The organism is Flagellimonas sp. B-3, from assembly GCF_056857835.1.
Genome location: NZ_JBSXNW010000019.1, coordinates 49,615 through 64,565, shown reverse-complemented (window position 1 = coordinate 64,565; position 14,951 = coordinate 49,615). Strand labels below are relative to the sequence as shown.

Genomic DNA, 14,951 nt, shown 5'->3' with positions numbered 1-14,951 from the left:
TTGTTTTAAGTTAAAAGCCTACTTGGACACCTAAGGTCAGCCGCCGCAATTGGGGCAGTCGTGTATTGGAAGTCTGTTCGGGATCCGGCCCCTTGTAATCGGTCAAGGTCCATAGGTTCTGCCCCTGCACGTACACATTGACCTCCAATCCATTTTCCAAATGGGGTATCCTATAGTTCAGGGATATATTCCGCAATCGGATAAAGGAAGCATCCGAGACCGCGGCACTGCTTCTTCGTTGCAATGCGCCCCTATCCACTCCACCGGCCAATCCGGCGGTAGCTATTTGAAATGGTTTGATATCGCCCGGCTCTTGCCATCTGTCCAATAACTCAACGCTTGCATTGCCGGGATAACCGGGATTTGCATTGAACCGCAGGGTATTATAGGCCTTTTGTTTTTTAAACTGAAAAAAGGCATCCAAGGTGAAATTCCCCCAGGCAAGGGTATTGCCCATCCCTCCATAAAAGGTCGGGGCCAGGTCCTCCACCCATTTGCGGTCCTCGGAACTGGTGATGGCATCATCACCATTGTAATCCTCAAACTGATATTGACCAGTTTCGGCATCCACTCCCAAAGAATGGTAGAGATGGACAATGGACAACGGCTTTCCTATGATATACCTATCGGAAAAAGTGGAGTTTTCCAAATCTTCAAATTCCACCAATTTGCTTTTGGGCACGGTAAGGTTCAAACTTGTGGACCACTTGAACGTTCCCGAGACAAGGTTCACTGAACGGAGATCCAATTCCACTCCCGAATTCTCCACTACGGCATCGAAATTCCCTGTCAGTTCGGAGAAGCCCGTAGTGGCTGCCAAAGGGATCCCGATCAATTGGTTGGAGGAGCGGTTCCTATACCAAGAGGCATTGAGGTTCAATCGATCCTTAAAAAAACCGAGTTCCAGGCCCAGTTCCAACTTCTTGTTTTCCTCCCACCCAAAAAGGGGGTTGAATATGCCTGTTGGCCTTAAAATGGCAACCCCATCATAATCGTCCCCCGTAATGGTGTAGGTATCCAGAAACTGATAGTCCCCAATATTATCACTCCCTGTTGTCCCATAGCTCCCCCGCACTTTTCCAAAACTCAATAGGGTGCTGTTTTGAAAGAGGGATGCTTCGGAAAAAATCCAGGCAAGGCCCACGGCACCAAAATTCCCGAACTGTCTATCGGGCCCGAAACGGGATGATCCGTCCCTCCGTCCGGTCAGGTTGAGGATATATCGGTCCCTGTACTTGAAGTTGACCCTGCCAAATACGGCATTGTATTTATAGTCACTGTCCACATCCGTCAAGGATTCCACCCGTTCCGCTGCCGCCAGGTTCTCTATCAAGCCATTATTGGGAAAACCACGTCCGCGCAACACCAACTGTTGGGTGGTTTCCTGTTGGAAGGTAGTCCCTACCAATACATCGACCGAAACGTCCTTCCATTCCCTGTTCCAGTGCAATTGGGGCTCCACAATCCATGATTTTCGCTGTGATTGGTTCATGCTCATGTTGGAATAGCCCTGGGGGGTCAGGTTGAGCCTTGGGTTCCGTGCGGAACTGGGCAATGTCCTATACGATTCCAAACGGTAATCCGTAAAGCCCAGACTGGTCCTTACCTCTACATTGTCAAATAGACCATAGGAAACCATGGCATTGGCCATAAGGGTATTGGTCTGCACCCCGAACTTTTCCTCCAAGGAGGCCAAGGGATTGTCCCAAGTATTGTTTTCCCAATTCAGGTTGCCCTTGTCATCATACAGTGCCGGGGCATTCGGGGCAAGGGTATAGGCTTTCAGGCTAAAGTCCGACCGGGGCATGAGGTTGTTCTCATGGGCATATTGGGTGGACAGATCGATCCTGAATCTATCGTTCTTGGATCGATGGTTGATATTACTGTGAAGGGTGGTTCTTTTATAGTTGGCATCCCCGGGGAACACCGTGGTCTCCCGTTGATAGGCCCCACTGATCAAAAATTGTGTCTGTGCACTGCCCCCCGATACCGAAAGTTGGGCATTGTTCCGATAGGCCGTCCCACCGATCAGTTCCCTTTGCCAATCCGTATAACGGTTGCTGTCCCACAAGGTAATATCGGGCCAAAAAGTGTCATAGGCCGGATTTTCCAGGGCATCCCCATAACCATCATTGAGTACCCCTTCTCGCCTCAATTCCAGATATTGTGAGGTGTCCATGAGATCTAAAAAATGGGAGACCCGACCCAAGGAGCTGCTCACATGGGCATCAAACCGGGTCTTCCCTACCCTACCTTTTTTGGTGGTGATCAGCACCACTCCATTGGCCCCTCTAGATCCATAAATGGCCGTGGCATCTGCATCTTTGAGCACTTCTATACTTTCGATATCATTGGGATTGATGGCATTGAGCGGACTGATATTCCCCGAAAAAATCTGTCCTGAAACATCTGTGGAGCCCATGGACTGGGAACCAAAGGGCACCCCGTCCACGATAAACAAGGGATCGGAAACCCCATTGATAAAATTACGGCCGCGCACCTCGATCTCAAAACTCCCTCCGGGCACCCCGGTATTCTGGACAATGTTGACACCGGAAAGATGCCCCTGCATGGCTGCCAAGGGGTTGGCCACGGGCTGTTTCTCCATGACCGTAGCATCAATGGTGGCAATATTCCCGGTACGTTCTTTTTCGGAAACGGTATAATAGCCCGCATTGAGCACCACTTCCCCCAACTGTGTGACATCCTCCTCCAAGGAAACAAAGACCTCTTCCCTACCCCCAATGGGCACGGTAAGGGTCTTGAAACCGACCATGGAAAAGATGAGCACATCATCAGGGCCTGCATTAATGGTAAAGGAACCGTCCAGACCGGACATGGTCCCGATATGCTTGGATTCCACCACAAGGTTCACCCCGGCCAGGGGATTTCCCGAAGTATCGGTGACGGTGCCGGAAACGGTGGCCTGTGGTGGTTCCAAGAAAGTGCCCGCTTGCAGATTAAATGAAAGAAAGGGCATTAGAAAGACATATAGGAGCACAAGTAGGGTTCCCCTGCGCATGCATATTATTGAATGTTGCATAAATTGAGTTCTTTTAATTAAAGCGTTAGTTGTTCTCTACACTGCCCCATAAGTCACGGAAAAGCCGTAACTTCCAAAAAGGACATCAAGGTTCGGACATAGGCCATCCTGTCCAAGGAGCAAAAGCTCTCGGAAATAGGATTCCTAAACCAAAAAAGACCATGGTTTCGTGATTGGGCCGGTTGCCCTAAAAGTGTAGTCGTTGGTGGTGGGACAAAAGGATATCGTGAACCGGAAAAGTATGTAAGGTGTATCCCACAACCGTGGCCTTGGGATTATACGGGGTTCTTTGGCTTCTTTTTGAACAGGATATCGAACACCGAGTGCGCTGCCCCAAAAACAGGACAACAACACGGTGTGAACCCCACATAAAAAAATTGCCAAATATTTCCCATAACCCAAAATGGTTGGGCGATGCCCCGAAAGGACCAAAGAAACCAAACGCTAAGAAAAAGTTGGGCGTGGAAACTCAACTTAACGGACGGAGGCACTGGTAAATGCCCTGCAAACGATAAGTGAGCCCACGCCCGGGTCGTGAGCAAACTGCTTATCATCTCGTTCGCATAAAAAATTACCAGTTTTCCATCCGAGAATCAAAGCGATTGCTTCAAATATGTTCTAAACGAAGAATCGCAAATTTAAATAACTGGATGCAATATAATAAAATATTTCAGTTTTCGGTCGAACGACCGAGATATTTTATTTCCCATCCTATTCCTTTGCTTAGATGTCAAACATTAATGTGGAAATATGCAGCTATATAACCGAGGAGTGGCTACTCCCTTGGATAAAGGAAGGCAAATCCCAGAGTTCCTTCGCTATTAAACACAATATTGACGAAAGTACTGTAAGAAAAATAAAAGGTAGAAACGAATATAGAATACCCGTTGAAACTTTAAATAGAATTTGTGAAGCAAAGGGTATTAAGCTTAGCGAATTTTTTAAACTAGCAGGACTTTGAAAATAAAATTAGCATCCGTTGTCTTTTAAATATTCCCTTACAGATATTCACATTTTCCTTTTCTAGAAAATTCTTACATTTAGTTCCTGTACTCCCCCAAAACTTTGTTGAACGATAAAAAAGCTGTGCCTTGTTTTAAAATGCAAAATTTTTGTATATCCAACCCTATTTGGCGGTAATTGCCGATAAAAATTGGATATTTAAGACATTGGCATTGATTTAAAGAAAGAAATGGAAGTAACATCTATAGCAGAAAAATTACTATTTGTAACTGTAAGAATTGACACAGTAAATACAAAAGGGGAAAATGGTTCTGGAACAGGTTTTATTTTTTCGCACAAGTATAAAGGAAACGATGCTTTATGTATTGTAACTAATAAACACGTTGTTAAAAATGCGATAAAAGGTGGAATTACTTTTATGAAGAAAAAGGATGAGAAACCAACTCTTGGAAATTCATTTAGACTTGAATTTAATGATTTTGAAAAATTATGGAAAGGACACGCTGACCCAAATGTAGATGTTACAGTAACGCCATTAATTCCATTGTTAGACGAAATTAAGAAAAGGTACAACGTAGATATATATTTCAACCATATTTCATCTGAAAATATACCTACAGATTCTCAAATCAAAGAAATAGATGCAATTGAGGACATAACTTTTGTTGGTTATCCAAATGGAATTTGGGATAGGAAAAATTACACCCCAATTTTGAGACGAGGAACTACTGCCACACATTATGCTGTAGATTTTGAAAATGAAAAAAAGTTTTTAATTGACGCATCTGTATTTGGCGGTTCAAGTGGAAGTCCCGTATTTTTATATAATTCAGGCTCTTTTACAAATAAGGGAGGAGGGTTAATTGCTGGTAGCAGGCTTTATTTTTTAGGGGTTGTAGCTGCTGTTTTTTTTAGAAATTCAGTTAACGAAATTATAAGCATTCCAATTCCTACTTCTAACAAAAATATTTCAGTTAGTCAAGAAATGATTGACTTAGGAATTGTATTTAAAGCGAATACCGTAACCGAAACTATTGAAGCCCATATTGATAAAGAAATGTTGAATAAATAAAAGCTAATACCAATAACAATAGTAATAATTGCGCAAGCCCTTGAACAGTGTGAACTATGCTTTGCATTAAAACACAAAATTTGGGCGTAGACCTCTTATTTGGTGGTGTGATGAAGAAAATTGGAGTATAAACAAATTGTACCACATTAGAAAAACGAAATGGAAAAAATATTTTTAAAAAATTATAAAGGATTCAAAGAACAATTTGTGGAACTGAAAGATGTTAATTTTCTTGTTGGAGAAAATAGTACAGGTAAAACATCTTTTCTTAAAATTATAAATCTTCTATCAAGTCCTGAATTTTGGTATAACTATGAATTTAACAACAACGAAGTTGAATTAGGTTATTTTGAGGAAATTCTAAACAAGAAAACTGAGGACAAATATTTTCAAATCGGCATTGAGAAACCTAGTGAAGAGGACGACAATAAAAACAAAAGCAATCGAAGATTTAGAGTAATATTTGAATTTTCAGAGGAAAAATCTGTTCCTATTCTTACTCGAGCAAAAGTTCAAATTGAAGATTATGATGTTCTTATAAAGTTCACCAAGAAACAAATTACTTACAGAACTAAAAGTACTGAAGTTTTAGATTTTGAGAAATGGGCTTTAGATTTTGAGTTTTCAAGAACATACAAAAGAATAAATATTCCTCAAAAACAAATCCCATTATCAATACTAATAAGATTAATTGGCAGTGAGATTCTTAAAAACGATAATGAGTTCAGATTCGGAACATCTTTTGGTCGAGAAATGCTATACCCAAATTATAAATGGTTAGCACCCATTAGGGCAAAAGCAAAACGAACATATGAATCTTATAAAATTAAGTTTTCACCAGAAGGTGACCACATACCTTCTATTTTAAGGCAAATTTTAGGCAATCGAACTAGTTCGGAAAAAAATAAAATCATTTCGATACTTGAATCTTTTGGAAAAGACAGCAATTTATTTGATAAGATTGAAATACGGGAACTCGGCAAGAAAAACAGCTCACCTTTCGAGATAATTGTTAAATACAAAGACATTGAGATTAAACTTCCCAATGTTGGTTACGGAGTTTCACAATCATTGCCAATAGTAATTGAGGTATTGTCAACTAGGAAAACCTGTTTTTCGATTCAACAACCAGAGGTTCACTTACACCCAAAAGCTCAATCTGCGTTTGGAAGTTTTTTATTCAACGCTGCAAAAAATGACAATAATAAGTTCATAATTGAAACGCATAGTGATTTTACAATAAATAGACTACGCTACAAACTTAGTTCATCAAAAAAAGAAGTCGAATTTACTTCTAAAATTTTATTCTTTGAAAGAACAAAAGATGGAAATAAAATTACAAATATTGAACTAAACAAAGATGGAACCTATTCAAAAAAAGTTCCTACAAGTTACCGAGACTTTTTTATTGATGAGGAGCTTAAATTATTAGAATTATAGTATGGCGATAATAATAGATACTAATTGCTTTGGAAATGTCTTTTCGCCAAATTCTAATAAACATTCTGAATTTAAACCAGTTTTAGAATGGATTCTTGTCGGAAAAGGAATTATGGTTTATGGTGGCAGTAAATACAAGGCTGAATTAAAAAAAACACCGAAATATTTACCAATCATTCGTCTTTTAAGAGATGTTGGAAAAGTATTAGAAGGCTGTCAAAAAACTATTGATAATCTACAAGCCGAAGTTGAAGACATTAATGAAGATAAAGATTTTGATGACCCTCATTTACCCGCAATCTCAATTGCCACTAAATGTAAATTAATCTGTTCTGAAGACTCTAGATCAATTAAACACGTAACGGATAGAAAATACTACCCAAAGAGCTTTTCAACACCTTCTTATTACACATCGAGCAAGAACAAATCTCTGTTGACAGATAACTATGTAGACAAAAGTTTAAAACCTTTATGCAAAATGAATAAACTTGACAGTGAACGAATTAAAAAAATATTAAAATAACGTGGCGCAACAATGGTCACCATTCCCCTTCGGCGGACAGGTGCACAAGCCCTTGAACAGCAGAAAAAAGAACCCATTTTAAGCTCTTTTTGGGGCTTTTTTTTTTAGGCCATAGGCTAGTTTTTCAACTTGAATTTTGGGTGGCTTTTTAGGTTAGCACTTTAATTGAACCCAAATTTTCAAGGTAAGGGTTTTCTAGAAAATTCTTACATTTAGTTCCTGTACTCCCCCAAAGATTTATTGAATGATAAGGAAGCTGTGTAGCCTTTGTAGCCTTACCCCTTTTAGGACTGGCAATGAACCCGCTTTTCTGCAATTCCAACTTGTTTATTATATTTATCCGTACACCTTATGTAAAATCCTTATTTGACTCTTCACAAGTTTTCTAGGATTTTCTTACATTGGGTCACTGGATCACCCCAATACTTAATCAAAATCAATGACATCACACCTCGCATTATAGGTAAAAAACAAGACTAGGAGGTTTATTTGATGGCTCACAAAAAGTTCAGTTAAACTTAGGCCCAATGGCAACCAAAACAGGGCAAGAAATGAAAAATTTAACACTCGACAATTACCTTGATAGTCATTACATCCACAGGAGCAATTGGTTAAGGGCGGCCGTTTTGGGGGCCAATGATGGCATAATTTCCATTTCCAGTCTCGCAATCGGCGTTGCAACGGCGAGTTCGATAAATGAGCCTGTTATTTTAGCAACGGTGGCCGGCCTTGTGGCAGGAGCGGCATCAATGGCAGCAGGAGAATATGTATCTGTAAGCTCACAGACCGACATCGAAAAGGCAGATATCGAAAGAGAAAAAAAAGAACTGGTCGAAATGCCGGAAGAAGAGTTGAACATATTGGCCCAGATTTATGAAAAAAGAGGGCTGAAAAAGGAAACAGCGCTGCAAGTTGCCCAAGAACTAACTGCGGCCGATGCCCTGGGAACGCACATACGGGACGAATTGGGCATCAATGAGATTAGTAAAGCCAACCCGATTCAGGCCGCGTTGGCGTCAGGTGCTGCATTTACTGTTGGGGGCATGTTACCTCTTTTAGTCGTTCTTTTTGCCCCAATAAAAGGAATGGAATATTGGCTATATGGATTTACAACTATTTTCTTGATCATTTTGGGAGCAACGGCCGCAAAAACCGGTGGTTCAAATATGTTGAAGGGAATGGTCAGGATTACCATTTGGGGCACAATCGCCATGGGACTTTCTGCATTCGTGGGTTATCTCTTTGGGGTAAGCGTCTAAAATTTATAAATATGGGGACTGTATATCCACATGTAACGATAAATCATTAACCCACATTTTTTGGTGGATTCTGAAGCGGAAAGCAATCCAAGAGAAGCCCTAAATTATTCGCTTAATGAAAATGTCGGCTCTCTAAAATTCAAAGCCTTCGTTGGAAATGGAATGCTGTTCAACAGAGATTTGAAAACACCGACAGAAAGTGTCGATAAAGCTACATTGTTGACTGACAAATCATTTGCAAAAGTTGAGATTAAAAACGAAAAACTGTTTTGTATCGCAAGATTGAAGAAGTATCCAGCCGATTATGCTATAATTCAGGCTAAAGGGATTAACGAGGTAAAGATTGACAATCTGAAGGGATTTGAACTTTTAGCCCAAAACAACGATAACGAAAGTGAGGAAATGTATCAAGTTATCTTGTTTGACAAAAAGGGAGGTTATTACCTTTTTGTTGGCACTTACGTGACTGGAAGCGATAAAGCAATTTCAGATATCAAGAATGTAATACAAACATTTAAAAGGAAAAAATAACTGCACACAGGAGAATACGTCTCTCCTTCGGCGGATATGTGCACAAGCCTTCGGTAGGTAAAAAAGTTTATTTTAAGCCCCTTTATTGTTTTTTTTGTATAGTCCCATCGCTAACGGAATTCGGCTTGCAGTCTTGGCTTTGCCCTTTGTTTTATGTGATGGATATTGATATTAGTGTTTAATAGGCTGTGTGCTGTGGAGGCCTTTTGATTTCAATTATTTGATTCCGACATTAAGGTATGATTAAGGTTTTGTAATTTTTATTTTACCTTTAACAACCTATAATCGGTTGGAATTCAACAAACCCTATTGTTAATTGATATTGAACTTTGCAAATAATCGGGATCCAGAGGCCAATGATGCAGGTAAGGTATCCAAGGCGGGGCCAGGTAATGTGTCCGGTCCATCCGATGTACAGCTTTGGAGCGAATTTCAATCCGGGAGTGAAGCTGCCTTTGCGGCCATTTATAAGAACAATGTCGATCGGTTGTACAGTTATGGGCTCAAATTGGTCAGGGATAAGGAACTGGTCATGGATGCCATCCAGGATCTTTTTGTGGAATTATGGGATGCCAAGGAACGCCTTGGCAAAGTAAGGTCCATCAAATCCTACCTTTACAAATCCCTTCGGAGAAAGTTAATAGCCAAGGCCGTTAAATTGAGGGCCGTTACGGCAGAAAATATCGATGGGGATTTTACCCCTGGATGTGAGCCTTCCCCAGAGCGTAGCCTTATTGAAAAGCAACATTTCGATTTGCAACGAAAAAAAATAAAGAAAGCCCTTTCATCCCTGAACAAGAACCAACAAGAAATCGTCCATTTAAAATATAACGGGGGTCTGAGCTATCAGGAGATTGCCGAGACACTGGACTTGGACAAAAAAGCGGTATATAACCTTATGGCAAGAGCGATCCATCAGCTTCGTTCCATACTCGTTACCTTTCTTTTTATGGGGATATTATTGTCCTCGCTTTAAATTGCCCACAATATTTTTATTCTCTAAAAGCCCATTAATACTGGGGTCTTTCAACTTTTTTGAAAAAACTTAAATAAAATTGAAGTAAAAAGTCATTTTTTCTCTCTTGTTAATAAACTAGGGTTGTCCCAAGTTCAAATTAACGGTCAAGATGAAGTACAACAATTTTAATCTGGATGATTTTGTCCAAGATGAATATTTCCAGAAATGGGTCCTGCACAGCGATTCCATGACCGATAATTTTTGGGACAATTGGTTGGTCCGAAATCCGGATAAGAAAGATGTGGTCGAAGAGGCCAAAGAGATGGTACGCCTATTGGCCAGTGATGAGGATAGACTTGCCAAGGAAGATTTTGACTCGATGTGGCAACATATTGTTGAACAGCGTTCGAAATCAAGCTCCTATGTTTCCCATGAAAGTAAAAAGACGAAGTTCGGACCAAGGGCAATCTTAAGGATAGCCGCTGTTTTTGTGGGGCTGATGGCATTGTCGATTGCTGTTTATCAGTACGGTTCTTTCACTTCGGACAAGAATCTTTCCCTACCGACCGGACCTCAAATCACATTGGAACTGCAGGATGGAACAATTAAAACAATAAATGAAACCCGATCGGGGGCCATCAGTACATCGGAGGGCGACAAGGTCGTAAACCAACAATACAATGTACTGGTCTATGATGATGGTGATAAAGGTGATGGTGATGGGGAAACCTTGGAGTATAACCAGCTGACCGTGCCCTATGGAAAAAAGTTTGAGCTGATCCTGTCCGATGGTTCCCATATCTTTTTGAATTCGGGGTCAAAACTTCGCTACCCCGTCACATTTTTGAAAGACCAGGCCAGGGATGTTTTCTTGGACGGTGAGGCCTATTTTTCGGTTTCCAAGGACGAGACAAGACCTTTTACGGTTGTGACCGATGATATGAACACCCAAGTGTACGGTACCGAGTTCAATGTGTCGAGCTATAAAAATGAAAAAAACACCTTTACGGTACTGGTAGAAGGAAGTGTCGGCGTTTACCATTCCAATAATGTCCAGGGTTCCAAGCCCATTGCCATTGTTCCCGGACAAAGGGCAGTTTATGAAAATGGCGCCATAGATGTGGAAAAGGCCAACATCGACAAGTACATTGGTTGGAAGCAAGGAAAACTAGTGTTCGTGGACGACCGTTTTGAACTTATCCTCAAGGAACTGGAACGAAATTTTAACGTTCGGTTCGAAAATCGTTACGAGGCATTGAACGACATGGAGTTTACGGGAACCTTTGCCTATGGTGAACCTTTGGAGAAAATTTTGAGAATCTGTAGAGAACATACCCCCTTCGCTTACACCAGAAATGGGGATACCATAACCATAACAAACAACTAACTAACAAAAAAACCAATAGCCTATGAACCAAAAAAAATAAAATTGAACCTAGGGATACCATTAGGTTTGATCAGTGTCCGACCATTTCATGATGAAATATAATAATGGGAAGGGCATAAAAGAATCGGAGGGTGCGGCAACACCCCCCGATGAAAAAATGATTTAAGTCTGAATAACAAAAACCAAATTAAAATTATGAAAAAAATTAAACCCGTGTCGAATCATTGGTGCACCATTGCCCCATTGTTCGATTTAAAGATGAAACTCACACTCACATTTTTTCTTATCGTATTTTTTCAGATGCAGGCGGAAACCGGTTATGCCCAGACCACAAAGATAAGCCTGGACATGGAATCTGCTACCGTTTTTGAAATTATTGAACAGATAGAGTCAACTACGGAGTTTAGGTTCTTTTACCGCAGTGAAGAACTCAATGTGGACAGGAACGTTGACATCCATGTAAACAAGGAGCGGATTGAAAATGTGCTCCAAAAAGTTTTTGCAGCCTCCAATGTCCAATTCAAGATAATCGATAGGCACATCGTGCTCACCCGAAGGCAAAATACGCCCGCTCCAAGCCATCAGGAACAGGCTGAGGAGGAGCAAGAAACCCAAATTTCTGGAAAGGTGTCCGATAAAAATGGTGTTCCATTGTTGGGAGTGACCATAATTGTCCAAGGAACCCGAAAGGGAACCACCACCGATGAGAATGGAGAATACCTGATTGGAGCGGACCAAGGCGATGTTTTGGTCTTCAGCTACATTGGATTCAAGACCAAAGAGATTACCGTGGGTGTTGAAAATGAGATCAACGTGACCTTGGAGGAAAGTGCCACGGAACTGGGAGAGGTGGTCATCCAATCCGGGTACCAGGCCATTTCCAGTGAACGGGTCACAGGCTCCTATTCCACTTTGGACTCGGATGATTTTCAGGCACAACGGTTGAACAGCCTTGACGCTGTGCTGGAAGGTAGGGTCGTCGGACTTCGTGACGGGGTCGTTCGGGGCGTGACCTCCATGAACGGCTTGACCACTCCCTTGTTCGTTATTGACGGTTTTCCCGTGGAACAGACCAGGTATAACGCGAACTATACTTTGGAGGAAAACCTACCCAACATCAATATCGAGGATGTGGAAAGCATTACGGTACTTAAGGATGCGGCGGCAACTTCGATATATGGGGCCCGTGCCGCCAACGGCGTTGTGGTCATATTGACCAAAAAGGCCAAGGCCGGTGAAACGAACGTATCATTCTCAAGCAATTTGACCCTATCTCCATACAAATACTATACAGGGAACTTGATCGGTTCCGATGCCATTGTTGGTTTCGAGAGGGATTGGGCCAATGGCAACCCCAACCTTGAAGGTGGGGGCGCGGCATCTTATGCCTCATCCTTATTGGACAATGCCGTATATACCAGCCAGGGAATGCAGACCCTGCTGAATTTTTACGCCGGCAATAGTTCAGAATCCCAAATGAACAATACGCTCAATCGTTTAGCGGCATCGGGCTTCCAATTTTATGATGATTTGGATAGATATGCCAAGCGTGATCAATATTACCAACAGTTCAATGTCCGTTTCGGAAAAGCAACGGAAAACAACAGTTTTAATGCCTCAGCTACCTATAAGGACAATAAGTTCGAAGATATATACTCGGATGAGCAATCCCTGGGGATCAACCTGAACAATTCGGCACAAATTACCGATTGGTTAACATTGGATGTGGGTACTTATCTGTTTTTCAACAATGGGAAGGAACAAACGTACAATGCCCTGAACCCCGGATTCGTCTATCAGCCCTACGATAGGTTGGTCAATCCCGATGGATCTTCCTTTGTGTCAACGGCTGAATCCCGTTACAATGCCTTTACCCTACAGTCCATGGACACCTATGGACTGTACAATATGGATATCACGCCCATGGACGAGTTGGGCAGGAACTTGAGGGAACGCAAGAACTTTTTGAACAGGACCTTTGCCAAATTGAACGTTCAAATCAGTGATGCCTTTTCCTATAATGCCATGTTCCAATATGAGTACGGGGTTGACCGTTCAAATCAATTGAGAAGTGCTGATTCCTATGCTGTGCGTTCTTTGGTAAATGGCTTGGTGACCATCTCACCGACAAACCAAGCTATATATAATTTGCCCTATGGGGATATTTCCGACCGGAGCAACCAATATTCCAATGCCTACAATTTTCGCCAGCAACTGAATTTTGACAAACTGTTCAATAATGTCCATCACTTGAGCGCCATTGCCGGTACGGAGGTGAGACATTCCAAATTGGAATATAGCGAACATACCCGTTATGGCTATGACTCCCAAACTTTATCCTATACACCGATCAATCAAGCGGATCTGCTGCAAGTGTATGGTTCTGTTTTTGGGGGATACATGACCCAAAATGATTTCTCGGCAGAAAGAGAACTGCTCAACCGTTATGTTTCTGTGTACGGCAACGCCGGTTATACTTATGATTCAAGGTACTCGGTGACGGGAAGCCTGCGTTGGGACCGTTCCAACCTATGGGGTACCGATAATAAATACCAGAACAAACCGACCTGGTCGGCCGGTGCAGGATGGAACCTTCATAATGAAACCTTTATGGACAAGGCCTGGCTCAATAGGCTCAAACTACGTTTTTCCTACGGTATTGGGGGTAATATCGCAAAAAATTCAGCGCCCTATCTAACGGCCAGTTACTCCGCCAATAACAATGTTGGTGGATTGCAGGGAAATGTTCTTTCCAGGCCCAATCCCCAGTTGTCTTGGGAGAAGACCACCACAACCAATGTCGGTATCGATTTTTCCCTATTTAAAAATAGGCTGAACGGAACAGTTGATTATTACCATAAGAAAGGAGAAGACCTTTTGGCCAACAGCAATGGTGTGCCAACGGAAGGATGGGGCTATTCCACCTATACCCTGAACAATGGGGAGATGGTCAACCGCGGGGTTGAGGTTTCCCTAAATGGAAGTATTTTAAGGACCGAAGATTTCTCTTGGGATGTAGGGGTCATGTTCGCCCATAACAAAAATGAGGTGACCTATGTCAATGTGGAAGCGCCAGTGTACTTTCTACAATTGGACTACCCGTCCGAATTTCCCAGGGTCGGAACCAACTATAACTCCATTTACGGCTACCAATGGGCGGGGCTGAGCAGTACCGGACTGCCCCAAGTGTATGATGCCGAACAGAATCCGGTATCCTATAATCCCGCAGATCTTGAGGCCATTGAGGATTATGGTACCACAGTTCCGATCCAGAGTGGATCGTTCAATACCTCCATAAGCTATAAGGACTTTTCACTTTCCGCACTGTTCATTTATGGGATGGGCCACAAGATCAGGAATACGTTCCTGCCCATGTTTGACAGTAGCTATTCGGGTGCGGCCGGTGGATACATTGCCAATATAAGACCGGTGAACAACCGCATCGAGGACAGTTGGAGGAATTCTGGTGATGAGGCCCGTACCGATGTGCCGAGGGTGATCTATGAATATGATCCGGAGTACAGCTATGACCTAAGATCGATTTATTCCGATGCGAACATCAATATATTGGATGCTTCCCATATGAGATTAAGCAATGTGTCGCTGGCTTACAGCATGCCATCCGAGCTGGTTTCCAAAATTGGCATGAAAGGGCTACGGATCAACTTTAATGTGGAGAATGTGTTTACCCTGGCCAAAAGTAGGGATGCCAAGTATTTACTGGGCGGGTACCAAACCCCCAATTTTGTACTTGGATTCAATGTAAACCTTTAAT

Annotated in this window: 10 protein-coding genes; 9 read left to right on the top strand and 1 reads right to left on the bottom strand. The window is 42.1% G+C overall.

The genetic code is table 11. From position 1 onward, the window contains the following. Positions 1-10 precede the first annotated feature (10 nt). Complete coding sequence (locus AC13CS_RS07595) at positions 11-3,043, bottom strand: SusC/RagA family TonB-linked outer membrane protein (protein WP_293164824.1); 3,033 nt, start codon at positions 3,041-3,043, stop codon at positions 11-13. 727 nt (positions 3,044-3,770) lie between these two features. Between AC13CS_RS07595 and AC13CS_RS07590 the strand changes: the two genes are divergently transcribed. The 9 genes from AC13CS_RS07590 to AC13CS_RS07550 all read left to right on the top strand — a co-directional run bounded on the left by AC13CS_RS07590 (position 3,771) and on the right by AC13CS_RS07550 (position 14,950). Then, on the top strand, positions 3,771-4,004 hold the full coding sequence (locus tag AC13CS_RS07590; protein WP_326278529.1) for a helix-turn-helix transcriptional regulator: 234 nt from the start codon (positions 3,771-3,773) through the stop codon (positions 4,002-4,004). A gap of 231 nt (positions 4,005-4,235) precedes the next feature. Then, entirely contained in the window at positions 4,236-5,078 is an 843-nt protein-coding gene (locus tag AC13CS_RS07585; protein ID WP_293164827.1) for a trypsin-like peptidase domain-containing protein, read from the top strand. Positions 5,079-5,237: 159 nt separating this feature from the next. Continuing rightward, complete coding sequence (locus AC13CS_RS07580) at positions 5,238-6,518, top strand: AAA family ATPase (RefSeq protein ID WP_293164830.1); 1,281 nt, start codon at positions 5,238-5,240, stop codon at positions 6,516-6,518. Position 6,519: 1 nt separating this feature from the next. Continuing rightward, positions 6,520-7,041, top strand: a complete 522-nt coding sequence (locus AC13CS_RS07575) for a hypothetical protein (RefSeq protein ID WP_293164833.1) — start codon at positions 6,520-6,522, stop codon at positions 7,039-7,041. Positions 7,042-7,592: 551 nt separating this feature from the next. Further along, a complete protein-coding gene (locus tag AC13CS_RS07570) occupies positions 7,593-8,300 on the top strand; it encodes a VIT1/CCC1 transporter family protein (RefSeq protein WP_293164836.1) in 708 nt (235 codons plus the stop codon). A 60-nt stretch (positions 8,301-8,360) separates the two neighbouring features. Next, the gene (locus AC13CS_RS07565) at positions 8,361-8,831 is read left to right on the top strand and encodes a hypothetical protein (RefSeq protein WP_293164839.1); all 471 of its coding nucleotides are present in this window, start codon (positions 8,361-8,363) and stop codon (positions 8,829-8,831) included. A 316-nt stretch (positions 8,832-9,147) separates the two neighbouring features. Next, positions 9,148-9,807 carry a sigma-70 family RNA polymerase sigma factor gene (locus AC13CS_RS07560; protein ID WP_293164842.1) on the top strand — a complete coding sequence of 220 codons (660 nt, stop codon included), beginning with the start codon at positions 9,148-9,150 and terminating at the stop codon, positions 9,805-9,807. Positions 9,808-9,958: 151 nt separating this feature from the next. Further along, a complete protein-coding gene (locus AC13CS_RS07555; RefSeq protein ID WP_293164845.1) occupies positions 9,959-11,176 on the top strand; it encodes a FecR domain-containing protein in 1,218 nt (405 codons plus the stop codon). A 195-nt stretch (positions 11,177-11,371) separates the two neighbouring features. Then, on the top strand, positions 11,372-14,950 hold the full coding sequence (locus tag AC13CS_RS07550; protein WP_293164848.1) for a SusC/RagA family TonB-linked outer membrane protein: 3,579 nt from the start codon (positions 11,372-11,374) through the stop codon (positions 14,948-14,950). The last annotated feature ends 1 nt before the right edge of the window (position 14,951 follow it).